General features: G+C 66.2%; 21 protein-coding genes. 10 read left to right on the top strand and 11 right to left on the bottom strand.

What is annotated here, in order from left to right; translation table 11 throughout:
* From odhB to zapE, 3 genes are all read left to right on the top strand, one after another.
* A partial coding sequence (odhB, locus tag HG262_RS28405) for a 2-oxoglutarate dehydrogenase complex dihydrolipoyllysine-residue succinyltransferase (protein ID WP_169274187.1) occupies positions 1-902 on the top strand: 902 nt, incomplete at its 5' end.
* A gap of 132 nt (positions 903-1034) precedes the next feature.
* Positions 1035-2462, top strand: a complete 1428-nt coding sequence (gene lpdA / locus HG262_RS28400; RefSeq protein WP_169274186.1) for a dihydrolipoyl dehydrogenase — start codon at positions 1035-1037, stop codon at positions 2460-2462.
* 151 nt (positions 2463-2613) lie between these two features.
* Complete coding sequence (gene zapE, locus HG262_RS28395; RefSeq protein ID WP_169274185.1) at positions 2614-3705, top strand: cell division protein ZapE; 1092 nt, start codon at positions 2614-2616, stop codon at positions 3703-3705.
* Positions 3706-3800: 95 nt separating this feature from the next.
* On the opposite strand, the gene HG262_RS28390 is transcribed toward zapE, so the two are convergent.
* From HG262_RS28390 to HG262_RS28355, 8 genes are all read right to left on the bottom strand, one after another.
* Complete coding sequence (locus HG262_RS28390; RefSeq protein ID WP_169274184.1) at positions 3801-4820, bottom strand: extracellular solute-binding protein; 1020 nt, start codon at positions 4818-4820, stop codon at positions 3801-3803.
* Positions 4821-4855: 35 nt separating this feature from the next.
* Positions 4856-6508, bottom strand: coding sequence for an iron ABC transporter permease (locus HG262_RS28385; RefSeq protein ID WP_169274183.1), 1653 nt, complete (start codon positions 6506-6508; stop codon positions 4856-4858).
* On the bottom strand, positions 6505-7554 hold the full coding sequence (locus HG262_RS28380) for an ABC transporter ATP-binding protein (protein ID WP_169274182.1): 1050 nt from the start codon (positions 7552-7554) through the stop codon (positions 6505-6507). Before HG262_RS28380 ends, HG262_RS28385 begins: the two co-directional genes overlap by 4 nt.
* 81 nt (positions 7555-7635) lie before the next feature.
* Positions 7636-8424, bottom strand: coding sequence for an inositol monophosphatase family protein (locus HG262_RS28375; RefSeq protein WP_169274181.1), 789 nt, complete (start codon positions 8422-8424; stop codon positions 7636-7638).
* 9 nt (positions 8425-8433) lie between these two features.
* Positions 8434-10062: an FAD-dependent oxidoreductase gene (locus HG262_RS28370; RefSeq protein WP_169274180.1), complete on the bottom strand. Its 1629-nt coding sequence runs from the start codon at positions 10060-10062 to the stop codon at positions 8434-8436.
* Complete coding sequence (locus HG262_RS28365; protein ID WP_169274179.1) at positions 10059-11189, bottom strand: FAD-dependent oxidoreductase; 1131 nt, start codon at positions 11187-11189, stop codon at positions 10059-10061. Before HG262_RS28365 ends, HG262_RS28370 begins: the two co-directional genes overlap by 4 nt.
* 20 nt (positions 11190-11209) lie before the next feature.
* Positions 11210-12142 carry a 4-hydroxyproline epimerase gene (locus HG262_RS28360; RefSeq protein ID WP_169274178.1) on the bottom strand — a complete coding sequence of 311 codons (933 nt, stop codon included), beginning with the start codon at positions 12140-12142 and terminating at the stop codon, positions 11210-11212.
* 204 nt (positions 12143-12346) lie between these two features.
* Positions 12347-13261 (bottom strand): dihydrodipicolinate synthase family protein, encoded by a 915-nt coding sequence (locus HG262_RS28355; protein WP_169274177.1) that lies wholly within the window; start codon positions 13259-13261, stop codon positions 12347-12349.
* Positions 13262-13491: 230 nt separating this feature from the next.
* Between HG262_RS28355 and HG262_RS28350 the strand changes: the two genes are divergently transcribed.
* From HG262_RS28350 to HG262_RS28330, 5 genes are all read left to right on the top strand, one after another.
* Positions 13492-14124, top strand: coding sequence for a DUF4198 domain-containing protein (locus HG262_RS28350; RefSeq protein WP_211187811.1), 633 nt, complete (start codon positions 13492-13494; stop codon positions 14122-14124).
* Between the two features lie 23 nt (positions 14125-14147).
* Positions 14148-14429, top strand: coding sequence for a DUF3649 domain-containing protein (locus HG262_RS28345; protein WP_169274175.1), 282 nt, complete (start codon positions 14148-14150; stop codon positions 14427-14429).
* Complete coding sequence (locus HG262_RS28340; protein ID WP_169274174.1) at positions 14426-16117, top strand: PepSY-associated TM helix domain-containing protein; 1692 nt, start codon at positions 14426-14428, stop codon at positions 16115-16117. The genes HG262_RS28345 and HG262_RS28340 overlap by 4 nt, the downstream gene beginning before the upstream one ends.
* On the top strand, positions 16114-16437 hold the full coding sequence (locus HG262_RS28335) for a DUF3325 domain-containing protein (RefSeq protein ID WP_169274173.1): 324 nt from the start codon (positions 16114-16116) through the stop codon (positions 16435-16437). Before HG262_RS28340 ends, HG262_RS28335 begins: the two co-directional genes overlap by 4 nt.
* A 96-nt stretch (positions 16438-16533) precedes the next feature.
* Positions 16534-17886, top strand: a complete 1353-nt coding sequence (locus HG262_RS28330; protein WP_169274172.1) for a tryptophan--tRNA ligase — start codon at positions 16534-16536, stop codon at positions 17884-17886.
* A gap of 72 nt (positions 17887-17958) precedes the next feature.
* On the opposite strand, the gene HG262_RS28325 is transcribed toward HG262_RS28330, so the two are convergent.
* Positions 17959-18465, bottom strand: coding sequence for a hypothetical protein (locus HG262_RS28325; RefSeq protein ID WP_169274171.1), 507 nt, complete (start codon positions 18463-18465; stop codon positions 17959-17961).
* Positions 18466-18754: 289 nt separating this feature from the next.
* A complete protein-coding gene (gene tex / locus HG262_RS28320) occupies positions 18755-21127 on the bottom strand; it encodes an RNA-binding transcriptional accessory protein Tex (protein ID WP_169274170.1) in 2373 nt (790 codons plus the stop codon).
* 213 nt (positions 21128-21340) lie between these two features.
* Between tex and HG262_RS28315 the strand changes: the two genes are divergently transcribed.
* Positions 21341-23446, top strand: a complete 2106-nt coding sequence (locus HG262_RS28315; protein ID WP_169274169.1) for an ATP-dependent DNA helicase — start codon at positions 21341-21343, stop codon at positions 23444-23446.
* A 102-nt stretch (positions 23447-23548) separates the two neighbouring features.
* Here the strand turns inward: HG262_RS28315 and HG262_RS28310 are convergent, their stop codons facing one another.
* Positions 23549-24337, bottom strand: a complete 789-nt coding sequence (locus HG262_RS28310) for an outer membrane protein assembly factor BamD (protein ID WP_169274188.1) — start codon at positions 24335-24337, stop codon at positions 23549-23551.
* 107 nt (positions 24338-24444) lie between these two features.
* Here HG262_RS28310 and HG262_RS28305 point away from each other — a divergent pair, with 107 nt between their 5' ends.
* Positions 24445-25476 (top strand): RluA family pseudouridine synthase, encoded by a 1032-nt coding sequence (locus HG262_RS28305; RefSeq protein ID WP_211187810.1) that lies wholly within the window; start codon positions 24445-24447, stop codon positions 25474-25476.
* Positions 25477-25609: the final 133 nt, after the last annotated feature.

Below are 25609 nucleotides of genomic sequence, written 5' to 3'. Positions count from 1 at the left end.
TCTCCGCCGCCGCCGGCGTGGCGTCGCCCGCCGCTGCCAAGATCCTGGCCGAGAAGGGCGTCGACGCCGCTTCCGTGGCCGGCACCGGCCGTGACGGCCGCGTGACCAAGGGCGACGCCCTGGCTGCCAGCGCTCCCGCCGCCAAGGCCGCTCCGGCCAAGGCCCCGGCGGCACCCGCCCCGACCACGCTGTCGCTGGACGGTCGTCCGGAACAGCGCGTCCCGATGAGCCGCCTGCGCGCCCGCATCGCCGAGCGCCTGCTGCAATCGCAGCAAGAAAACGCGATCCTGACCACGTTCAACGAAGTGAACATGCAAGCGGTCATCGATCTGCGCAGCAAGTACAAGGACAAGTTCGAAAAGGAACACGGCATCAAGCTGGGTTTCATGTCGTTCTTCGTCAAGGCCGCTGTGGCCGCGCTGAAGAAGTACCCGCTGATCAACGCGTCGATCGACGGCAAGGACATCATCTATCACGGCTACTTCGACATCGGTATCGCTGTCGGCAGCCCGCGTGGCCTGGTGGTGCCGATCCTGCGCAACGCCGACCAGCTGTCCATCGCTGAAATCGAAAAGACCATCGCCGACTTCGGCCGCCGCGCCGCTGACGGCAAGCTGGGCATTGAAGAAATGACCGGCGGCACGTTCTCGATCTCCAACGGCGGCGTGTTCGGTTCGATGCTGTCGACCCCGATCATCAACCCGCCGCAATCGGCCATCCTGGGCGTGCACGCCACCAAGGATCGCGCCGTTGTCGAAAACGGCCAGATCGTCATCCGCCCGATGAACTACCTGGCGCTGTCCTACGACCACCGCATCATCGACGGCCGCGAAGCCGTGCTGGGCCTGGTCGCGATGAAGGACGCCCTGGAAGATCCGCAGCGTCTGTTGCTGGACCTGTAATCTCGACGCTCCGCGCGCGGCGCCGCATCGGGCCTTCGGGCTTGCGGCGCCCCGGCCGGCGCTCAGCCGGCCTCCGGCGCCTCCGCGTCGGGCGGGGCGAGTTCCACCCCACATCTCACACGCGAGAACACTATGTCCAAACAATTTGACGTCGTCGTGATCGGCGCTGGCCCTGGCGGCTACATCGCTGCCATCCGCGCCGCGCAACTCGGCATGTCGGTCGCTTGCATCGACGCCTGGCAGAATGGCCAAGGCGGCCCGGCTCCTGGCGGCACGTGCACCAACGTCGGTTGCATCCCGTCCAAGGCGCTGCTGCAATCGTCCGAGCACTTTGAACAAGCCAACCACCACTTCGCCGAGCACGGCATCGAAGTCAAGGGCGTCAGCCTGAAGCTCGACACGCTGATCGGCCGCAAGAACACGGTGGTCAAGCAGAACAACGACGGCATCCTGTACCTGTTCAAGAAGAACAAGGTCACCTTCTTCCACGGCATGGGCGCGTTCAGCGGCCAAGTGGAAGGCGGCTGGGCCATCAAGGTCACCGGCACCACCGAAGAAGACCTGGTCGCCAAGCATGTCGTGGTAGCGACGGGCTCGTCGGCACGCGAACTGCCCGGCCTGCCGTTCGACGAAAAGGTCGTGCTGTCCAACGACGGCGCACTGAACATCGGCGCCGTGCCGAAGACGCTGGGCGTGATCGGCGCTGGCGTGATCGGCCTGGAAATGGGCAGCGTGTGGCGCCGCCTGGGTTCCGACGTCACCATCCTGGAAGCGATGCCGGAATTCCTGGCCGCCGCTGACGGCCAGGTGGCCAAGGAAGCCCTGAAGGCTTTCACCAAGCAAGGCCTGAACATCCAGATGGGTGTGAAGATCGGCGAGATCAAGGCTACCGCCAAGTCGGTGACCGTGCCCTACGTCGATGCCAAGGGCGCCGAGCAGAAACTGGTGGTGGACAAGCTGATCGTCTCGATCGGCCGCGTGCCCTACACCGGCGGCTTGAACGCCGACGCCGTGGGCCTGAAGCTGGACGAACGCGGCTTCGTGGCCGTGGACGCCGACTGCAAGACCAACCTGCCGAACGTCTGGGCGGTGGGCGACGTCGTGCGTGGCCCGATGCTGGCGCACAAGGCCGAGGAAGAAGGCGTGGCGGTTGCCGAGCGCATCTCCGGCCAGCATGGCCACGTCAACTTCGACACCGTGCCGTGGGTGATCTACACGTCGCCGGAAATCGCCTGGGTGGGCAAGACCGAACAGCAGCTCAAGGCCGAAGGCCGCGAGTACAAGGCTGGCAGCTTCCCGTTCCTGGCCAACGGCCGTGCCCGCGCGCTGGGCGACACGACGGGCTTTGCCAAGGTCATCGCCGACGCCAAGACGGATGAAGTCCTGGGCGTGCACATCGTGGGCCCGATGGCCTCGGAACTGATCTCGGAAGCCGTGACCATCATGGAATTCCGCGGCGCCGCCGAAGACATCGCCCGCATCTGCCACGCGCACCCGACGCTGTCGGAAGCCGTGAAGGAAGCCGCTCTGGCCGTGGACAAGCGTTCGCTGAACTTCTAAGCGACGCTTGACCTGAGCAAGACAGGGGGCGGGTTCCAGAACCCGCCCTTTTTTTATCGCCGGGCCGACCCAAGAGAAGAGCGCCCCTTCGGGGCCGCAAGCATGCCAAGCATGCGCAGCGTGGGGGCCAAGTCAAGGTTATCCGATCCACATGAACGTCCGCGAATACTACGAACAGGCATTGGCCGAGCGAGGCTACGAGCCCGATGCCGCCCAGAAGCTGGCGATCGACCGCTTGCAGCGCTACTACGACGAATGGCTCAAGTTCAAGTCGATGCGATCGAACGCGCTGAAGAAGCTGCTGAACCGGCCTGACGTGCCGCGCGGCGTGTATCTGTGGGGTGGGGTGGGCCGCGGCAAGAGCTTCCTGATGGACGCTTTCTACGCCACCGTGCCCGTCGTGCGCAAGACGCGCCTGCACTTTCACGAATTCATGCGTGGCGTGCATCGCGAACTGGAAGAAGTGAAGGGTATGCAGGACCCGCTGGATGAAGTGGCCAAGCGGGTAGCCAAGCGCTACCGCCTGATCTGCTTCGACGAATTCCACGTGTCGGATGTGGCCGACGCGATGATCCTGCACCGCCTGCTGCTCAAGCTGTTCGAGTACGGCACGTCGTTCGTGATGACGTCCAACTACGAGCCGTCGACGCTGTACACCGACGGCCTGCACCGCGACCGCGTGCTGCCCGCGATCGCGCTGATCCAGTCGCGCATGGACGTGATGAACGTGGACGCCGGCATCGATTACCGCCGCCGTTCGCTAGAGCAGGTGCAGTGTTATCACACGCCGCTGGACGATCACGCCCAAGCCGCGCTGCAGAAGGCGTTCGACAGCCTGGCCGACACGCCGCCGCAGGAGCCTCTGCTGCACATTGAGCACCGCGAGATCCGCGCGCTGGCGCTGGCGGGCTCGGTGGTGTGGTTCGATTTCGCCACGCTCTGTGGCGGGCCCCGTTCGCAGAACGACTACCTGGAACTGGCCAACCGTTTCCATGCCGTGATCCTGTCCGGCGTGCCGAAGATGGGGCCGCGCCAGGCGTCAGAGGCGCGCCGCTTCACGTGGCTGATCGACGTGTTCTACGACCATCGCGTCAAGCTGATCATGTCGGCCGAATGCGAGCCCGAGGAGATCTACACCGAAGGCGCGCTGGCCAATGAATTCCATCGCACGGTGTCGCGCATTCTTGAAATGCAATCGCGCGAATACCTGGAATCGGAACGCCGGCTGACCGTGACGTTGTAGTGATGCCGCATCCGGCCCCGCATGCAGGGGCCGAACGGACACGTGTCGTCAATGCGCGCGGCAGGGATCCTGGTGCAAGGCGGCTTCCAGGCGACTCAGGCGGCTCGCGCGGCGACCACATGCGCTCGCCACCGGCGCAAGAACGCATCGCGGTCCGCGGCGGCCTCGGTTTCGTCCGCGGCCACGAGCCGGATGTCCGCAAGCGGCGGTATGCCTAGATGCTTGCTCACGTCGATGTCGCTGCGGCTGGGCCGCCGATAGGCGTTCTGCAGCAGCGCCAACTGCATGTCGCGCGATAGCAGCAGGTCATACATGAGACGCGCGGCCTTCGGGTTCGGCGCGTTTTTCACCAGCGCCATGTTGTCGGCCACAGTGAAGGTGCCGTCTTCGGGGTACATGATGCCGATTTCTTTCTGGCCGCCGGCCACATAAGGGTAGGCGGTGGATTCGAAGGTGATGCCGACGGCGTATTCCCCCTGGCCCACGCTGCGCACCACATGCGAGGCCGAGCCGGAGATGCTGACGTTGCGCGCCAACGCCTTCAGCCCTGTTTCACCCAAGACGCGTTCGATTCCCCACAACGCCGTGTAGGCGGTTGAGCTGTTGCCCGGGTCGCTGATGATGATCTTTCCCTTGAAGCGGGGATCGGTCAGGTCGGCCCAACTGGCCGGCGCAGCGCCAGGAAGCTGGCGCGCGTTGACCATGGCCACCACGATATGGATGTTGGCGGCCGTCCAGAGGTTGCCGGGGCCATGCAGCGAGCCGGGGATTGCCGCGGCTTGCGCAGACAGGTAGGGCTCGAACAGCGCCCGGTAGTCGCTCATGATGTTGGCGCTGGACGTCCAGAACAGATCGCTCTTCGGTTTGGCGGCTTCGGCCTCGATCCGTTTCAGCAACTGGCTGCTGCCGCCGACGACGGCGCTGGGCCGGATGCCGGGCAACTTTTCCCGGACCATGTCGGTGGCCGTTTCCACCGATTGTGAATTCAGCGTGGTGTACAGCACGACCTGTTCGGCGCGCTGAGCCAGCGCGCGGGCCGGCAGGACGCAAGCGCTGCCGCTGGCAGCCAGCAGTTTGAGCACGTGGCGTCGGCTAAGCGGGGGAAGATGAATCATGGGATGCCTCTTGCGCTAGGGATGAAAGCGGCGGCTCAGGCGAAGAGCCGGAGTTTGAATATCCGGGTCGCCAGCAGCACGGGCGCCAGGATCACGGTAATCAGCACCAGGCCGTAGGCGGACGCCTGGGCCATGAGTCCGCTGTCGATCAGCCGGAAGATCTGGATGGGCAGGGTTTCATGCCCGGGCGAATACACGATGACCGATGCGCTCAGTTCCGACACGGTGGTGGTCCAGGTCAGTACGGCAGCCGCCGCGATGGCGGGCGCCATCAGGGGCAGCACGACTTTCAAGAACGAGGCCAATGGCGGCACGCCCAGGCTGACGGATGCTTCTTCGATGGAGTCGGGCAGGTTGAAGAGCGTGGACGAGGCGTTGCGCACGCCGAACGGCAAGCGCCGCACGATGTAGGCCAGTACGATCAGCGAGGCCGTGCCTGAAAGGTCGAACGCGCCGTTGCCGAAGGTCATCAGCAGGCCGATGCCGATGACGGTGCCCGACAGCGCCAGCGGAATCGAGCTGAGGTAGTCCAGCCAGGGCGTCAGCAGATTGCGCTTCTTGACGATGAGGTAACTGGCCAGCGTACTGAAGGCGATGGCGGCGAGCGTGGCCGCGCCAGCGTAAATGATGGAGTTCAAGACCGGCGCCGGCGCGTTGATCAGCACGCGCTCAAGGTGGACGGCCGTCCATTCGCCCCAACGCATCACCGGGCCGTTCGCGCGGGTGAAGGCGCCCACGGCCAACGTTCCCAGCGGCAGCATGGACAGCGCCATGACGGCCAGTGCGGCGCCCGCCATCCCCAGCGCGCGCGGGCCGCGCAATGGCGTGGCGGGCGCACCGCGTCCTTGCGTGATCTCGTAGCGCCCGCGGGATACGATCCAGCGTTGAAGAAAGAGCACCAGCATCACCAGCGAAATCGACGTGGTCGCCAACGTGCTTTGCATGACCGGATCGCTGCCGGTTTCGGACACCGAGGCTTGATAAGTCAGCACCGACAGCAATTCGACCTCGTGTCCCAGGATCATCGAGGTGGCGAAGTTGCCCACCACCATGGTGAACACCAGCAGCGCGCTGGCCAGGATGGCGGGCATCACGACCGGCGCCATGACTTTCAGCCGGGACACGGCCGGCGATGTGCCCAGGCTTTGCGCGGCCTCTTCCAACTGCGAATCGAACCCCCGGATCGCCGCCAGCGTGCCGATGTAGATATAGGCGTAGTAGGTGAAGGTCATGACGATCAGCAGGCCTGGCCACCCGTAGAACGAAGGCATGTCCAGGCCCAGTCCGTCGCGCAGCGCGCGCGTCAGTACACCGTTGTTGCCCAGGACCATCAGCCAGGTCTGCGCGCCGATCACCTCGGGGATGATCAGCGTGATCAGGGGCAGGATCGATACCAGGGCCTTGCCGGGATAGCGGTGGCGGGCCGTCAGGTAGGCAAGCGGCACGCCGATGCCGGCCGCCAGCACCGTCACGCCCATTCCCAGCATCAGGGTGTTGCCGATGGCCCGCAGGTAGCGGGGGTCGGACATCAGCACGCGCCAGCCGGAATGGCCGTCGTCGTTGCGGGCCAGCACGCTGGCCGACAGGATGTTCAGCACCGGCCACACCAGAAACACTGCCAGCACGCCCAGCACCGCCAGCGACAGCCAGGTCCAGGGAGACCGCAATGAGGAGATCAGCCGCTTCATGATGCCAGCACCAGGGTCTTGCGGGGATCGAACACCAGGCTGACCGCCATGCCGCGGGCCAGCGGTGATGCCTGGCCGCCATGCACGTCCACGTTCATGAGACGGCCGCCGGGCAGCTGGACGCGGTAGTTCATCTTGATCCCCAGGTACTGTTCGGTCAGGATGCGCGCGGGCACGCCGAGCCCCGGCGAGGCCGACAGCTGGATATCTTCGGGCCGCGCCACCAGCACGGCGGCGCCGTTCAAGGGGGCGGACGCGTGCGCGGCGATGGGGTACCCGTCCAGGTCCACTTGCACCGCCCCGGACGCGGGGGTGACGCATTGCACGGGCAGCAGGTTCGCGGCGCCAATGAAGTCGGCGACATATCCGCTGGCGGGATGCCCATAGACATCGCGGGGCGCACCCAACTGCGCCACGCGGCCTTTTTGCATGACCGCGATCTGGTCGGACAGGGCCAGCGCCTCTTCCTGGTCGTGGGTGACGAAGACCGTGGTGATGCCGGCCTCCCGCTGCAGTTCGGCGATGGTCTGCCGGACCTGGATGCGCAGCTTGGCGTCCAGGTTCGACAAGGGCTCGTCCATCAGCAGCACCTCAGGCTGGATGACCAGCGCTCGGGCCAGCGCCACGCGTTGGCGTTGGCCACCGGAAAGTTCGGCTGGCAGCCGCTTGCCGTATTCCGAAAGGCCGACCCGATCTAGCGCGGCCGCGACCTTTTTCTTGATCAGGGTCGGCGCGACGTGTCGGGCACGCAGGCCATAGGCCGCGTTGTCGAAGACGCTTCGGTTGGGAAAGAGCGCGTAGTCCTGGAAGACCATGCCGATATTGCGCTGGTGCGCGGGCAAGCGCGTGACGTCCTTGCCGCCGAACAGCAGGCGGCCGGATTCGACGGGGATGAAGCCCGCCAGCGTGCGCAGCAAGGTGGTCTTGCCGCAGCCGCTGGGCCCCAGTAGCGTAAAGAAGCTGCCCGGCGCGATGTCCAGGTTCAACCCGTCTATGACGCGTTGCTGGTGGTACGAAATGCAAAGATTTTCAATGCGGATATCCATGGCAGGAGGCTCCTGGCCCGAGAGGAAACAAGTCAGTGCGGAGAAACGGCCGCGGCGTGCGGCTCAAGGCTTGCGGCAGCGTCAGGCCATGGCGTGGCGCACCAGGTCCAGCGCTTCGCGGTGCCGCGCGGGGTCGCCTGCGGCAAGAATGCGCGAGCTGGGGTTGTCCAGGCTTAGTGCGTGGCCGTCCCAGTCGGTGATGACGCCGCCGGCGCCCTGGATGACGGGAATGAAGGGCGCGTAGTCGTACAGCGCCAGCCGGGCGTCGATGGCGACGTCCGTGCGGCCGGACGCCAACACGGCATAAGCCAGGCAGCAACCGCCGTAGATGCGCCAGCGCGTGCGTTCACGCAGCGCCTGGAAGGCAGGAAGTTCTTCGGGCGCATAGAAGTCGGGGTTGCTGGTGCTGAGCATCGCGTCGCCCAGGTGGCCGCAGGCGCGTGTGCGGCAAGGTTGGCCCTGATGGCGGGTGGGGCGGCCCGCCACGCCTATCCAGCGGTCGCGGGTCGCGGGGAAATCCATCACGCCCATTACGGGCACGCCACGGCGCAGAAGCGCGATCAGCGTGCCGAACACGGGAATCCCGGCGATGAAGGGGGCGGTGCCGTCGATAGGGTCCAGGACCCAGACGTATTCCGCGTCTAGCCGGATGGTGCCGCCTTCTTCGCCATAGATGCCATGGCCGGGGAAAGCGCTTTCGATCCGCGAACGCAAATGCGCTTCGATGGCCTGATCCAGCGCGGTGACAAGGCTGCGGTCCGGCTTGATGTCAGTGCGCGGCGCGGTGCTCAAGTAAGGCGCGTACAGGTCGCGCGCGTCATCGGCCAGGCGCTCGGCGAAGGCAATGCAGTCGTCCAGGGTGTTCATCATGGGGGCTCCTTATTCGGGGGATCCGCCGCGTGGGCGCGGCGTGTCGTCGTCGGGGACATCGGCTTGGCCGTCGGGCGGGCCCAGGCCGGCCAGCGTATCGATGCGCGTGGGCGTCAGCAGGTGACGGGACGGCATGGGTTGCCAGCCGTACAGGGCATGCGTGGCAGCGCCGCATATGCGGCCCTGACAGGCGCCCATGCCGCAGCGCGTGTGCAGCTTGGCGTCGATCCAGCCGTCGCATCCGGCCAGGGCGGATTGCGGCACGTCTTCGCAGCGGCAGATCAGCGTATCGGGCCGGGCCAGTGCCCGCACCGGCGCGCCCAATGAGAAGTGGCCGCGCAGGGTATTGGCGAAAGCCTGCCACCGCGCCAGGGCGGGCACCAGGCGCTTGGCCTGCGCCCGTTCGCCGACGGCCGCGTATCCCGCGATTGCGCCCTGGAGCCCGGCCCGTTCGCTGCCGCCCACGCCGGTGCATTCGCCCGCCGCAAAGACGCCAGGCACGCCGGTCTGAAGCAGGTCGTCCACATGCAGGCCATTGTGGGGATTCAGGGCGCACCCCAGCATCTGGCCCAACTGCGTGTTGGGCACCAGCCCGAATCCGCAGGCCAGCCGGTGGCAGGCGAGCTGTTCGTCCCGTTGCCCCCGGCTCAGCCTGACGTGGTGTAGCCGGCCGTCGCCGCAGGCTTCAAGCACATGGCTGCCTGCGCGGTATTGCGGGCGGAACAAGGCGGCGGCTTGCAGGGCCTTGCCGGGCCAACGGGCAAGGCTGCCGGAAAAGCGCAATAGGGCCGGCCATGCGGCTTGTTCCGCGATGCGAACCACGGTCGCGCCTGCGCGGCGCGCGCTTTGCGCGGCCGCCAGCAGCAGTGGGCCGGAGCCTGCGATCACGATGCGTTGGCCGCGCACCGGTACGCCGCCTTTGATCAGCGCCTGCAGGCCCCCCGCGCCGGTCACGCCGGGCAGCGTCCAGCCGGGAAAGGGCAGCAGCAATTCGCGCGCGCCGGTGCAGAGGATCAGCGAGCCATAGTGCTGGACCCACCCCTGTTGTGCGTTTTCCAGTAACAACGAGGATGATCCGGGCCGCCCGGCCAGCCCCGCGACGCGCGTGCCGCAGAGCAGCTGGATGTTGGTGTGGCGCGCCAGTTGCTCGCGTTGGCGCCTGGCGCGATCGGGCAGCGTCACGCCAGGGCCGTCGCGCCAGATCTGTCCGCCTGGGGCCGGGTTGTCGTCCACCACGACGATGGCGCGCCCGCTGGGGGCGGCCGCCAGTGCCGCCGCCATGCCGGCGGGACCGGCGCCGATGATGAGCAGGTCGCACGTACTGTTATGGCCATCAAGCGGGTGCGAGGCGGGGGCGAGGCCAGGGGCGTGCGTCGCGGGTTCCAGCACCGTTTCGATGCGCATGCCGTGCTGGCATGGCGTCTGGCAGGCCAGGCGCAATTGCCCGTCGATCAGGACGCGGCATTCGTGGCAGACACCCATGCCGCAGACGGCAGCCCGTTTTTCACCCGTGACCGAGATGCGCGAGTTGCCGGGCGCCCGGCTGGCCAGCGCGGCGGCGACAGTGCTGCCGGCGGTAACGTTCAGGGGTTGGCCATCCAGTTGGATGCGAAGGCGTGCTGGCGGGGGAAGCGTCATGTCGCGGCCTTGTGGAAGGGGAAGTGGCGGGTGGCCGCAAGTGGGGCCGCGTCCAGCGGCAGCGGCGCGCCCGTCATCAAGGCGGCCAGCAGTTTTGCGGTGGCCGGGGCCGTGGTGACGCCCAGGCCTTCGTGGCCCACCGCCAGCCAGAGCCCCTTGCGTGTGGGATGCGGGCCGATGATCGGCAACCCGTCCGGCGTGGCCGCTCGCACGCCCGTCCACGTGCGGATGATGTTGTGGCCGGACAGCGCCGGCAGGTAGTCGATTGCGAGTTTGAGCATGCGCGACAGCACGGCGGGCTCAATGGCAGGGTCGGCCCCGCCTACTTGGCGCGAAGAGCCGATCAGCAATTGGCCCGTAGGGCGGGGCTGCACATTGAAGGCGACGGCGGCGCCGTCGCGCTGCTGCGTGCTGGCCATGTAGCCCAGCTCAACCAGTTGGTGGCGGATCGCGAAGGGGTAGCGATCCGTGATGGCCAAGTGGCCTTTTTTGGGATAGAGGGGAAGGTCGGCGCATAAGCGGGTGGCTGGCATGCCGGCGGCCAGGACCACGGCGTTGGCGTTACGCCGGGTGCCGTCGGCCAGGATCGCGCCTTGCGCGTCGATCTGCCGGACCTCGACGGCTTCGAACGACAGTGCGGGGGGCGCATGCGCCAGCAGCCAGCGGGCGGCGCCGGGCGCGTAGACCAGGCCGTCGCCGGGCACCTGCAGCGCGCCGGCCAAGCCGGTGCGCAAGGCGGGTTCGGCGTCGGCGAGTTGGCGCGCATTCAACAGCATGGCGGCCACGCCGCAGGTACGCAGGCGAGCCTGCTTGCGTTCGGCCTCGGCCATGTCTTCGTCGTTGGCGGCGATCCACATGGTGCCGCAGCCGGTATAGGCGCAGCCCGGGTCCGTGGCGTTCATGCGGGGCCCCCATTCGCGCCAGCGTTCCAGCGACGCGCTGCTTAGCGCGAGCTCGGCCGCGTTGTCGTCCATGACGACAAGGTGCCCCATGCCGGCGTGCGTGGCGCCGCCCACGCGGGCATCCACCACATGTACCGACAGGCCGGCCTGTGCCAGCTCGTGGGCGCAGGCGGCGCCGACGATGCCGGCGCCGACCACCAGGACATCCGTATGACGGTGTGACATGAGAAAGCTTCTTTGGGGATTTACAGGCGGATGCCCCAGCCGAAAGGATCGTCCGGCTGGATCAACAGGGTCGCGTCGGCGCAGACATGGGCACGCCCGCGGATGGTGGGCTGGATCCGGTCGCCGTCGGGTGCATAGCTGGCGTCAAAGACGCTTCCAATCACGCTGGCCTGGCGCCAGATCTGGCCGGGGGCGAGTTTGCCGTCCGCCGCCAGGCAGGCCAGCTTGGCGCTGGTGCCCGTGCCGCAGGGCGAGCGGTCGTAGGCCTTGCCGGGGCACAGGACGAAATTGCGGCTGTCGGCGTCGGGATCCGGCGCGAACAGTTCGATATGGTCGACTTCGGCGCCGTCGGCGCCGGTGACGCCTGCGCGTTGCAAGGCTTGGCGGATGGCCCAGGCATAGGCGGTCAGGGCGTCGAGGTTGTCCGGTGCGATGCGCTGGTCGTGTTCGGCGGCAAGGAAGAACCAATTGCCGCCCCAGGCTACGTCGCCCGTCACGTCGCCGTGGCCGGGCACGGCGACCCGCACGGCGTGATGCAGCCGGTAGGCGGACACGTTGCGCACGCTGACTGAACCGTCGTCGTGCAGGGTGGCCCGGACCGTGCCGACGGGGGTCTCGATGCCGTGTTCGCCCGGGGCAATGCAGTTCAGATGGGCCAATGTCGCGACCAGGCCGATGGTGCCGTGGCCGCACATGCCCAGATAACCGGCATTGTTGAAGAAGATCACGCCAGCGGCATTGGCCGGGTCGGCGGGGGTGCAAAGCAATGCCCCCACCATGACATCGCTGCCGCGGGGTTCCAGCACCGTGGCGGCGCGCCAGGCATCATGCCGTTCGGCAAGCCGTTGTTGCCGCTCGGCCATGGTGCCGGCGCCCAGATCGGGAAATCCCGAGATGACCAGCCGGGTGGGTTCTCCACCCGTGTGGGAATCGATGACACGGATCTGCTTCATGGAGGCGCCTTTTGTTCAGGATGATTGGCCCTCGGCGTGAGGGGCGGGGCGGCTTCGGAATGGCCGTAGTCTAGGCACGGAACGGAGCGGTGTCGCGCTGCGGTCGACCGCAGCATCACGCCGTTCCGGCGATGGAAAGCACGGCGGGATAACCTGGGGTTATCTATGGGCGATCGCCGCCGCGCACCGCCGGAACGTCGTCGTTCAGGGCACGGACTGGTACTTCGCCGGGCGGGAGGCCAGCGCCTTCGCCACCACGCGTTCGATCAACGCGCGTTCTTCGCCGATCACGGGCAGGCGCGGCCGGCGCACGTGTTCGGTGCCCACGCCGACCAGCACGTCGATCAGCTTCAGGTTCTGCACCAGCTTGGCCGAGACGTCCAGATGCAGCAGCGGCGTCATCCATTGGTAGAGTGCCAGCGCTTCCGCATGCTGACCGGCTTTCATCAGTTCATAGAGGGCGACGGTTTCGCGCGGGAAGGCGCAGCCCACGCCGGCCAGCAGCCCGTCGCAGCCCAGTGCCAGCCCTTCGTAGGCCAGGTCGTCCACACCCAGGAAGATCTGGTAGCGGTCGCCCACGGCGTTGCGCAGGTCCGTGACGCGGCGCGTATCGCCCGAGCTGTCCTTCACGGCGGCGATCCATTTGCAGTCGGCCAATTCGGCCATGTGTTCCGGCTTCAGGTCGACGCGATATGCCAGCGGATTGTTGTAGACCATGACGGGCTGCTGCGCGGCGTCAGCCATGGTGCGCACGTTCAGCATGGCTTCGCGCGCATCGGCCACGTAGATCAGGGACGGCATGAGCATGAACCCGGCCACGCCCAGCTTGTTGGCGCCTTCGATATAGCGCAGCGCTTCACGGGTGCTGGTTTCCGATACGTTGGCCAGGACGGGCACGCGGCCGCCCGCAGCGTCCAGCGCGATCTTCGCGACCTCCAGTTTTTCTTCCAGCGTCAAGGTGCTGGCCTCGCCCAGCGAGCCGCAGGTGACCATGCCATGGACGCCATTGCGGATCTGGAAGTCGATGTGCTTCGCGGTGCCTTCGGCATCGATCCGTTCGTCGGCGTGGAACTTGGTGGTGATGGCGGGAAAAATGCCGGTCCAGCGGGGATGGGTCATGAGGAACTCCTGGTTGAAGAGCGGTTGATGGTTGTTGATATGTGCTTAATATATTTAATGTGGAATTTAAAAGAATAGGGGTTAACCAGCGTGTCTTATCCATCCCCAATTTTTTTAAGTAAGTCGTAGTGAGAATGGTTATAATTTAGACCCTGCCAAACAGGCATCAGCCGCGGGGCTTGCCTGATTGGGTTGTCGGACTGGTTTTCGGACTAAAGGAAAAATCTAAAATGAAATTCGCTAGGACTTTGGCCGCGATTGCCCTGCTGGGCAGTGCGGGTGCCGCACAGGCGCACTTTGTTTGGCTGGAACGCAGTGCGGAAGGTCCGGCCAAGGCGTACTTCGGCGAATGGGCCGACGACCTGCGCGAAAAGCGCGACGGCCTGTTGGGCAAGGTCCTGGTGGCGCCGGTCGTGACCAGCGCGGACGGCAAGACGCTGAAGGTGTCGGCCGAAGGTGCGGATTTCGTCGAGTTCGGCGCGGCAGGCAAGGGCGATGTCCGCCTGGCCCAGCCCATCCAGTTCAAGGAAACCCTCGTCAAGTACAACGCCAAGGCCGGCCGAGCCGACACGCAAGGCAAGCTGGACCTGGAGCTTGTGCCGACCGCCGCCGGTGCCAACACGTTCGTCCTGCAATTCCAGGGCAAGCCGCTGGCCAAGACCGAAGTCACCGTGTTCGGCCCGCCGAAGTGGGAAAAGCGTTTCCACAGCGATGAAAATGGCCGCATCGAAATCACGACGCCGTGGCCTGGTCAGTATGTGCTGGAAGCCGGGCACGTCGAAGAGAAGGCGGGCGAGGCCGACGGCAAGTCCTACGCCAAGATCCGCTACGTATCCACCCTGACCTTCAACGTGTCCAAGTGAAAGCTCCCGCAGCCGGCGCAGGCATGATGCGCTACCGAATGGCCGTATTCTCCAGAATGGCTGCGGCCATCCTGGGCGGCTATGTCCTTGCCTCGGCGGCTGCGGCGTGCCTGGCCGTCTGGCTGCCCATGGGGCGGGCGGACGCCGTCACCGCGGCGCAGATGTTGTCTTTCGTGTTCTACGCCTGTGGCGTGATCTGGGTCTTTGCCACGCGCAACGCCTGGCGCGCGTGGGTCGGGATATTGCTGCCGGCCGCCGTGCTGGGCGGCCTGTTCCTGGCCGGGCGGATGATGGGGGTGGCATGAAGGCAGGGAAAGTAAAGGCGCAGGGGGAAGAAGGCCTGCGCCAATCCATGTCCTGGCTGCACACCTGGTCCGGCCTGATCTTCGGCTGGGTGCTGTTCGCGATGTTCCTGACGGGCTCCCTGGCGTTCTTCCGGCCCGAGATCACGCAGTGGATGCAGCCCGAGATCCAGGTTCAGGCCGTGCCCGCCGCGCAGGCCGTCGAAATCGGACAACGTTACCTGAGCGAGCATGCGCCGGATGCCAAGCGGTGGTTCATCACGCCATCGTCCCGTCGCGAGCCACTCATCCTGCTGCTGTATCAGGTGCCCAAGCCCAAGCCGGGCGAACGGGGATTCGTGCGTGTGAAGCTGGACCCTGCGACGGGGCAGGCCGTGACCGGCCGCGAGACGCGCGGCGGAGAATTCTTCTACCGCTTCCACTTCGAACTGGAAACCGCGTTCCCGTGGGGACGGTGGCTGGCGAGCATCGCCGGCATGTTCATGCTGGTGGCCATCATCAGCGGCATCATCACGCATAAAAAGATATTCACGGATTTCTTTACCTTCCGTCCTAGAAAGGGCGGGCAACGCGCCTGGATGGACGGGCACAACGTATTGTCCGTGTTGGGGCTGCCGTTCCACCTGATGATCACATTCAGCGGCTTGGTGCTGTTCATGTTCATGCTGATACCCGCGGGTATCCATGCCGTGTACGAAAACCCCCGGCAGTACTCGGACGACGTCTTCAAATCGTTCAAAGTCACGCCGCCGCTGAATCAACCCGGCACGCTGATCCCGATCGCGCCGCTGGTGGAGCAAGCCCAGCAGCACTGGCAGGGCCGGGTTGGCCGTGTCACCGTGAACAACCCGGGCGATGCCGGCGCCACCATCACGCTGACGCGGGATGCCGCGGATGGCGTGTCGTACGGCCGGCTGGCACCCTATATGCGTTTTAACGGCGTGACGGGCGAATTCCAGGAAGGCGAGGACGACCTGAGCGCCACGGTAAAGACCGCCGGCGTCATCACGGGCCTGCACCTGGGGCTGTTCGCGGAGCCGCTGCTGCGCTGGTTCTATTTCCTTGTCAGCCTGGCGGGCACCGCCATGGTCGGCACCGGCCTGGTGCTGTGGATCGCCAAGCGCCGCCAAAAGGCGCGGCAGGGCGATGCCCGCGAAGCGTTTTCCTTGCGTCTGGTCGATGGCCTGAACGCCGGCACCATCGCGGGCGTGGTCTTTGGCGTGGCGGCCTTTTTCCTGGTCAATCGCCTGCTGCCGGCCGATATGCCGGGGCGCCAGGTCTGGGAAGTGCGCGCGTTCTTCTCGGCCTGGGCGTTGTCGCTCGCCTATGCCTTCTTGTTCCAGCGCCGAAAATGGCAGGACCTGCTGGCCGTGGCCGCCGCGTCGCTCGCCTTGGTGCCGGTGGTCAACGCGTTCACCACGTCGCGCCATCTGGGCGTGTCCCTGCCGCAAGGCGACTGGGTCATGGCCGGATTCGACTTGACCTGCCTGGCCAGCGCGTTGCTGTTCGCATGGATGGCCCGCAGGGCCGCCCGGGGCCGCAAAGCCCCGGCGAAGGTCCCCGCGAAGGCCGCGGCCAAACCCCGTGCCGCGCAGCCTGCCGCCAAGACGGTTTCTCCCCAAACCGCTGATCCCGAGGCGCCGCGCGCCCCGAACCCCGTCGTCTATGAACCGCGAGGTGATACGCCATGACGCTTGCCGCCTTCTGCCTGGCCTACGCCGGGTTTTCCGCCCTGTGCCTGGGCATGGACCGCCACTATGAAGACTTGTTCGACCGCGCCATGCCGCGGCGCCATCGGGTCCCGCTGCGGGCGTTCGGCTGGGGCGCGCTGGCATTGTCGCTGTGCGCCTCCGCCGCGGTTTGGGGATGGAGCTATGGCACGGTCGAATGGATCGGTATTCTCAGCATCGCAGGCCTGCTGCTGATCTGGTTCCTGACGTTCCGCCCGCGTGCAGCGCTGACCGCTGGCGGGCTGTGCGCGCTGGCGGCGCCGCTGCTGGCCGCCCTGTAGTACGGGGATTTCACCTTGGGGCGGCGGCCGTCCGCCGGCCCCGTGCCGCCGGCACGTTACACTGCTTGTTTCCCCTAGCAAACGCCTCTTCGCCCCATGAATACCCGCGTCCTTACCGGCATTACCACGACTGGAACCCCCCACCTCGGCAACTACGCAGGCGCGATCCGTCCCGCGGTCCAGGCCAGTACCCAGCCCGGCGTGGACGCATTCTTCTTCCTGGCGGATTACCACGCGCTGATCAAGTGCGATGACCCTGCCCGTGTCGCGCGCTCCCGGCTGGAAATCGCGGCCACCTGGCTGGCCGTGGGCCTGGACCACGAACGCGTGACGTTCTACCGCCAGTCCGACATTCCCGAAATCCCCGAACTCAGCTGGCTGCTCACCTGCGTCACGGCCAAGGGCCTGATGAACCGCGCGCATGCCTACAAGGCGTCGGTGGACCAGAACGTGGCGAAGGGCGTGGATCCCGACGACGGCGTCACGATGGGGCTGTTCTCGTACCCGGTCCTGATGGCGGCCGACATCCTCATGTTCAACGCGAACAAGGTGCCGGTGGGGCGCGACCAAATCCAGCATCTGGAAATGGCGCGCGATATCGCCCAGCGCTTCAATCACTTGTATGGCCGCGACTACTTTACGCTGCCGGAAGTGACGATCGAGGAAGACGTGGCGACGTTGCCCGGCCTGGACGGCCGCAAGATGTCCAAGAGCTACAACAACACGATTCCGCTATTCGAAGGCGGTGCGAACGCGCTGCGCGCATCGGTGATGCGCATCGTGACCGATTCGCGCGCGCCGGGCGAAGCCAAGGACGCCGAAAGCTCGCACCTGTACACGCTGTACCGCGCGTTCGCGACGCAGGCCGAGTCGGCGGCGTTCCGCAAGCAGCTGGAAGAGGGCATGGGTTGGGGCGACGCCAAGCAGGCGCTGTATGAGCACCTGGAAGCGCTGCTGGCGCCGATGCGCGAAAAGTACTTCGATCTGATCGCCAACCCGGGCCGCATCGAAGACATCCTGCAAGCCGGTGCCGCCCGCGCCCGCAAGCTGGCCGCGCCTATGATGCAAGAATTGCGCGAGGCCGTGGGCCTGCGCAACCTGAATGCCGGCACGGCGGCGGGCAAGGCGCAAGGCAAGAAAGAAAAGGGCAAGGGCGCGCGCTTTGTCAGCTTCCGCGACGAAGACGGCGGTTTCCGTTTCCGGCTGCTGGCCGCCGATGGCGAAGAGTTGCTGCTGTCGCAGCGCTTTGCTGATCCGAAGGAAGCGGGCGCCTTGATGCGCCGCCTGCAGTCCGAGCCGGCCGACAGCGTGCTGCAGGCTAGCTCTGCCGGCTATGCGGCCATGGTCGACGGTGTGGCGGTGGCTGCGGCGCCGTCGGGCGCGCAGGCCGATTCCGAGGCGCAACTGGCGCGTGCGCGCGATGCCTTGGCGTCGTTGTCGCAGGAATAAAGGGCAGGCCGGCGGCGCGTTGCGCCGTCGGCGATCATGACGTTGCCGCTGGGTTGCTGGAACCGGTAGGCGTCAGGCCAGCCGGGCGCTGGCCACGATGCGGCCGTCGCGCACCTGGAAGCGCTGGGCGCTGCCCTGGCCGGCGATCTCAAGCATGTCGCCTTCCGAATAGCCCGTGACGTTCGGGCAGTCCAGCCATTCCGGGTTGATGAAGGGGAAGTACTTCAACGTGCCGCTGCCTTGGCTGGCGAAGTCGAAGGTGGTGTTGGCCACAACTTCCGGATCCCACTGGCTGGCGTCGAACACCAGCGCGCAGCCCGCGCCGATGCGATAAACGATACTGGCGCCCATGCTGGCGAAACCCAGCGCGCCCACATGCAGCTGCGCGCCATTGCGCAGTTCAATGATGCGGGTGCCCAGGCGTTCCAGCGTGATGTGCTTGAAGGTCACTTCAGCGCCGTCGACGATCAGATGCGCGTACTGGCCCAACGTGACTTCGTTGTAAGAGCCGCTATGGCCGGCTTCTTGTTCGGTAATGGTTGCCGCTTCATTGGCGGCAAGCGTAATGGTATTGAGCATGACGGATGGCTCTCCGGGGGATCTCAGGGATAGGGCGCTGTTGTTGTTGTGCTTCGTGCCTGATAGACGGGTCGCGCCGCTGTTCGCCTGATCATGGAATCTGTGCCTGCCGAGTTCCCCTACGCCACCGGCTTTTATTATTTGGACACAATTCGATATTTTCTCTTATTTTTCTGATTTAAGGATTGAGGGAGCGCAAGGAATAGGCCTATTTAAGGGAAAGTCCTAAGCTAAAAAAAAGCCCGGCGCATTGATTGCACCGGGCTTTTTGTCGAGCGATCCGGGAGGATCAGCGTTTGAGCTTGGCGAAGGCGTCCGCCATCGCGCTGTTCGCCGCGCCGCCGCCCGCGTTGCCGCGTCCGCCATCACCCTGGGGGCGGCGGGGCCGGTCGCCGCCCTTGGGCGCGTCGCCGCTGCGGCGTGCTGGGGCCGCGGTATCGTTCAGGCGCATGGTCAGGGCGACGCGCTTGCGCGCGGCATCCACTTCCAGCACCTTCACGCTGACCGTCTGGCCCACGCGCACCACATCGCGGGGATCCTTGACGAACTTCTCGGCCAGGGCCGAGATATGGACCAGGCCGTCCTGGTGCACGCCGATATCGACAAACGCGCCGAAATTGGCGACGTTGGTCACGACGCCTTCCAGCACCATGCCAGGGTACAGATCGTTCAGCGTTTCCACGCCTTCCTTGAACTGCGCCGTCTTGAATTCCGGGCGCGGGTCGCGGCCGGGCTTTTCCAGTTCGGCGAAGATGTCGCGCACCGTCGGCAGGCCGAAACGCTCGTCGGTGAAGTCCGACGGCGACACGCCCTTCAAGGCTTCGCGCTGGCCGATGATCTGCTTCACCTCGGCCTTGATCTTGGCGACGATGCGCTCGACCACCGGATAGGCTTCAGGGTGGACCGACGAGGCGTCCAGCGGGTTGTCGCCGTTGGGGATGCGCAGGAAGCCGGCGGCCTGCTCGAAGGCCTTATCGCCGAAGCGCGGCACCTTGCGCAGGATCTCGCGGGTGGGGAACGCGCCGTTCTCGTCGCGCCATGCCACGATGTTCTTGGCCAGCAGCGAGTTCAGGCCGGACACGCGCGCCAGCAACGCGGCCGATGCGGTATTTACGTCCACGCCGACGGCGTTCACGCAATCCTCGACCACGGCGTCGAGCGAACGCGCGAGTTCGCGCTGGTTGACGTCATGCTGGTATTGGCCCACGCCGATCGCCTTGGGATCGATCTTGACCAGTTCGGCCAGGGGATCCTGCAGGCGGCGTGCGATGGACACGGCGCCGCGCAGGGTCACGTCCAGGTCGGGGAATTCCAGCGCCGCGGTTTCGGATGCGGAATATACCGACGCGCCCGCCTCCGAGACCACCACGCGGGTGACCTTAAGGTCGGGGAAGCGTTCCATCATGTCACCCACCAGCTTTTCGCTTTCGCGCGACGCGGTGCCGTTGCCGATGGCGATCAGGTCCACCTTGTGGCGGGCCACCAGCGCGGCCAGCGTGTTGATCGTGCCCTCGCGATCGCGGCGCGGCTCGAACGGGTAGACGGTGGTGGTGTCGACGACCTTGCCGGTCTGGTCGATGACGGCGATCTTGCAACCCGTGCGGATGCCGGGATCCAGGCCCAGCACGGCCTTGGGGCCGGCGGGGGCCGCCAGCAGCAGGTCTTTCAGGTTGGCGGCGAACACGCGGATGGCTTCGGCTTCGCCGCTTTCGCGCAAGCGGCCGATCAGCTCGCTTTCGAATGCCGTCAGCAGCTTTACGCGCCAGGTCCAGCGGCAGACTTCGCCCAGCCAGCGCGCGCGCGGCGTGGCGTCCAGCGCGAACAGGCCGTTGCCCAGCTTCAGGAAGCTGGCGATACGCGCCACGCACGGGTGCGGCAATTGCGCTTCCAGTTCGGCTTCCAGGCCCAGGCGCAGTTCCAGCACGCCTTGCTGGCGTCCGCGCAGCAGCGCCAGGATGCGGTGCGAGGGCAGCGTGCGCAGCGGTTCGTTGAAATCGAACCAGTCGCGGAAGTTCGCGCCTTCGGTTTCTTTGCCGTCGACCATCTTGGAGTAGATCAGGCCGGTGGACCACAGGTGCTCGCGCATGTCGGCCAGCAGGTCCGCGTTTTCAGCGTAGCGCTCGGCCAGGATGTCGCGCGCGCCGTCCAGCGCGGCCTTGGCGTCGTTGATGGACGCTTCGGGGTTCAGGTATTGCGCGGCCAGCGCGGCGGGGTCGCAGGCCGGATCGGCCAGGATGGCGTCGGCCAGCGGTTCCAGGCCCGCTTCGCGGGCAATCTGGGCGCGGGTGCGGCGCTTGGGCTTGTACGGCGCGTACAAGTCTTCCAGGCGCTGCTTGGTGTCGGCCGTTGCGATTTCCTGCTGCAGCTCGGGCGTGAGCTTGCCCTGCTGCGAGATGGATTCAAGGATGGAGCCGCGGCGTTCTTCGAGTTCGCGCAGATACCCCAGGCGCACTTCCAGATTGCGCAGCACGGTATCGTCCAGGCCGCCGGTGGCTTCCTTGCGATAGCGTGAGATGAAGGGCACCGTGGCGCCGTCATCCAGCAGTTCCACCGCCGAGGCGATCTGGGAGGCGCGCGCGCCGAGCTCGGTAGCAAGCTGCGCGACGATGCGGGCGTTGTCGACGCCGGCGGCGGCGTTCGTGATAGCGGAAGTTTCAGACATCTCTATACGACGACAAAAAGGAAAAACAAGGGGCGGATTGTGCCATAAGCCACTGTTACAGAACGTGCCAAGGTGGACCGATCCGTCCCTGCCGCCGCCAGGGGCAGGTGCCGCAACGGGTATCATTTGGTCCTTTCCCACATCAGTGTCTGGCGCCCGAACCGTAACCGGTACCGGTTCACCATAGACTCCGACCGACACTAGGCTGCCGTAATGCTGGACCTGGATATTTCCGAATTTTTCGACGAGGACGGGCCGCTGGCCACGGCCATGCCCGGCTACAAGCCGCGCCCTTCGCAGGTGGAGCTGTCGCAGGCCATCGGTGACGCCATCCAGGACCGCGCCACGCTGGTGGCCGAAGCGGGCACCGGCATCGGCAAGACCTGGGCCTATCTTGTACCCGCCTTCATCCAGGGCGGCAAGGTGCTGATTTCCACCGGCACCCGCACGCTGCAGGACCAGCTGTTCGCGCGCGACCTGCCGCGCGTGCGCGCCGCGCTGGCCGCCCCCGTGACGGCCGCGCTGCTCAAGGGCCGCGGCAACTATGTCTGCCACTATCACCTTGAACGCCTGCAGGGCGACGAGCGCGCGCTGAAGTCGCGCACCGAGATCCAGCAGCTGCGCCGGATCCAGGTTTTTGCAGGCATCACCAAGACGGGTGACCGCAGCGATCTTGCGCAGGTGCCTGAAGACGCCGACATCTGGCAACGCGTGACGTCCACGCGCGAGAACTGCCTGGGCCAGGAGTGTCCGCGCATCCGCGACTGTTTCGTTGTCAAGGCACGCCGCCAGGCCCAGGAGGCCGACGTGGTGGTGGTCAACCATGCGCTGTTCATGGCCGACCTGGTGCTGCGCGAAGAGGGCGTGACCGACCTGCTGCCCGAAGCCGATACCGTCATCTTCGACGAAGCCCACCAATTGCCCGACACCGCCACCCGCTTCCTGGGCAGCAGCGTGTCCACGCACCAGTTGATGGACTTCGGCCGAGCGCTGGAAGTCGCCGGCCTGGCGTATGCGCGCGAAGCCGCCAAATGGAGCGACGTCAGCCGCCATCTGGAAACCGCTGCGCGCGAATTGCGGCTGGCCTGTGCGCCGCTGGACCGGATGCCGGGCCGCAAGGCCACGTTCGACGCGATCCCCAACCCCGAGGAATTCGACGAGGCGCTGGCCGTCCTGCGCGAAGCCGTGGACACGGCCACCAAGGCCTTGGGCGTGGTGGCCGAGAAGCATCCGGACCTGATGGCCGCGGCGCGCAGCGGGGCGGAAATCTCCGTGCGGCTCAAGCGCTGGGCAACGCCCGGCCGCGCCGATGCCGGCATGGCGGACGAAGGCTGGGGCCGCGACGACCAGTCGCCCGACGCCCCGGCGGCTGAGCTGGGCGACGGTCCGGCTACGCCGGCATCCATCCTGGAAGGGGTGGCCGCCGCGGCGGTTCAATGGACGGGGCCTGCGGTGCGCTGGGTCGAGCATGGCCAGCATCACGTGCGCCTGCACTCGGCGCCACTGTCGGTGGCCCAGGCGTTCTCCAAGTACCGCAAGCCGGGCCAGGCCTGGATCATGACGTCCGCCACGCTGTCGGTGAACGGCGAGTTCACGCACTTCACCAGCCAACTGGGGCTTTCCAGCGCCCGCACCGGCAAGTGGGAATCGCCGTTCAACTATCCCGAACAGGCGCTGCTCTTCGTGCCGCGCGGCATGCCCGAACCGCAATCGCCGCAGTTCCTGGACCGTTTCGTCCAGACGCTGTTGCCGCTGCTCGAAGCCAGCCCCGGCGGCACGCTGGTGCTGTGCACGACGCTGCGCGCGGTGGACAAGGTCGCGACCTTGCTGGCCGACGCCTTCGACGACGCCGGGCACGACTGGCCGCTGCTTAAGCAGGGCGAAGGCACGCGCCGCGATCTGCTGGACCGCTTCTGCAAGCTCAAGCATCCCGTGCTGGTGGGCAGCGCCAGCTTCTGGGAAGGCATCGACCTGCCCGGCGATGTGCTGACCCTGGTCGCCATCGACAAACTGCCGTTCGCGCCGCCCGACGACCCCGTCATCGAAGCGCGCCTGCGGGCCTGCCGGGCCCAGGGCGGTAATCCCTTCTCGGAATACCAGTTGCCCGAAGCCGCGATTTCGCTCAAGCAGGGCGCGGGCCGCCTGATCCGTACGGAGTCCGACTGGGGCGTGCTGATGGTGGGCGATGCGCGCCTGGTCGAAAAGCCCTACGGCAAGCGCCTGTGGCGCGGCCTGCCGCCTTTCGCGCGGACGCGTGAACTGGAAGAGGTGCTGGCGTTCTACCGCCGCAAGCAGGAAGGCGAGGGCGGCGACGCCTAGCGCCAGGCGCGCGCGCCGGCCCTGCCGTTTGCGGCAGCCAAAAAGAAAGCCCCTCTGTCGAGGGGCTTCGCTTTTCCCATGCGGCGAGAATCCGCAAACCAATCAGTCAAACGGGTTCCACCAGCTGCGATCGGCCTTCAGGCCCTTGGACTTGAAATCGCTATTGGGGAAGTTCTTGTCGTAGACGCGTTGCGCGTCGTTCTTCAGTTCCGTCATGCCCAGCTTGTCGTAGGACTCGACCATCAGGTAGAGCGCCTCTTCGGTGGCGGGGGCGCCTTCGAAGTCGGTGATCACGGTTTGCGCGCGGTTGGCGGCGGCCACGTAGGCGCCGCGCTCGTAGTAGTAGCGGGCGACGTGGACTTCGTTCATGGCGATGGTGTTGACCAGCCATGCGACGCGCTTTTCGGCATCCACCGTGTACTTGCTGTCCGGGTAGCGCTTGATGAGTTCATTGAACGCGTCGTAAGACGCGCGCAGGCCCTTGGGATCGCGCTCGGCGGGATCCTGGCCGGTGATGTTGCTCATGAAGGCGCTGGCCGGCGTGAAGTTGATCAGGCCCTTCAGATACAGGGCGTAGTCGGTGCCGGGGTGGTTGGGATACAGCTGCTGGAAGCGGTCGATCGCGGCCAGGGCTTGTTCGTTTTCGCCGTCTTTCCAGTTGACGTAGGCCAGTTCAAGCAGCGCTTGCTGGGCGTAGACGCCGAAGGGGTAGCGGCTTTCGATGGCGGTCAGGCGTTCGCGTGCTTCCTTCCAGCCTCCGGAGGACATTTCGGCCTTGGCGTCGGCGTAGAGCTGTTCGGCGCTCCAGTTGGTGGTCTTGTCGTATTTGCTGTTGGTCGAGCCGCAACCGGCGATGACGATGACGGCAAATAGCGCGATAACCACGCGCAAAACCGGCCCGCTTCGGGATGCGGGGTTCGAGGGAGCTGCGGAGTGGTGAATCACGAGAATCGTATCCTTGGTGTTAGCATGGCAGGCTGATTATATGATTTGTCTCCATGTCTGATACAGCCGCCGGCACAGATCTCGTTTCCGACGATGAACTTCTGGGCCTCTCCGACGAAACCGGCGACGAAAACGCCGATGAAAATCCCGGTGGAAACCGGGGTGAGCCGCAACTTGTAACCGTGCCTTCCACCGTGAAGGCCGACCGGCTGGACAAGGTGCTGGCCGGCTTGTTGCCCGACCATTCCCGCAGCCGCCTGCAAGGCTGGATCGAAGCCGGCAACGTGCACGTCAATGGCGCTCCCGGCAAAGTCCGCCAGACGGTCGGCCCGGGCGACGAGCTCCAGGTCTGGGCTCAACCGGCGCCCGATGCGCGCGCCTTCACGCCCGAACCCGTTGAATTCGTCGTCGTGGACGAAAGCCCCGAGTGGATCGTGGTGAACAAGCCCGCCGGCCTGGTCACGCATCCCGGCGCGGGCAACTGGAGCGGCACGCTGCTCAACGGCTTGCTGTATCGCTATCCTGAATTGGCGTCCGTGGCGCGTGCCGGCATCGTTCACAGGTTGGACAAGGACACCTCCGGACTGATGGTGGTGGCCCGCAACGAGCGCGCCCAGACGCATCTGGTGCGCCAGTTGCAGGCGCGCAGCATGGGCCGCGAGTATGTGGCGCTGGCGCATGGCTGGATCGCCGGCGCCGGCCGCGTCGAACGCGCCATCGGCCGCGATGCCCGCGTGCCGATCCGCATGAGCGTCGAGCGTCCGGTGGCGCCCAAGCCCGCCATCACCAATTACGCGCCAGCCCGGCGGGGCCAAGTGGATCCCGGCGGCCGCGTCACCGAAGTGGTGTGCCGCCTGGAAACCGGCCGCACCCACCAGATCCGCGTCCATATGGCCAGCCTGGGCCACCCGCTGCTGGCCGATACGATCTACGGCGGCAAGCCCATCGCGGGCGCGCAGCGCCAGATGCTGCACGCCCGCGCGCTGCATTTCGACGATCCGGGCGGCAGCGGCGAAGTTCAGTTCGCCGCCGCGGTGCCCGAGGACATGACCCTGGTTCAGGAAAACATCGCATGGAACGCGTGATCGCCAGCCTGCCCGTCGTAACCGGCCCGCAATGGGCCGGCGTGAACTATTTCTGCACGACGCGCGCCGGCGGCGTGGGCGTGGCGCCGCACGACACCCTGAACCTGGGGCGGCGCGCGGGCGACGATCCGGA

It is taken from the genome of Achromobacter sp. Bel (assembly GCF_012928505.1).
Classification (GTDB): domain Bacteria; phylum Pseudomonadota; class Gammaproteobacteria; order Burkholderiales; family Burkholderiaceae_B; genus Achromobacter.
The sequence above is the reverse complement of the archived record's forward strand: the minus strand, read 5'-3'. Positions and strand labels throughout refer to the sequence as shown.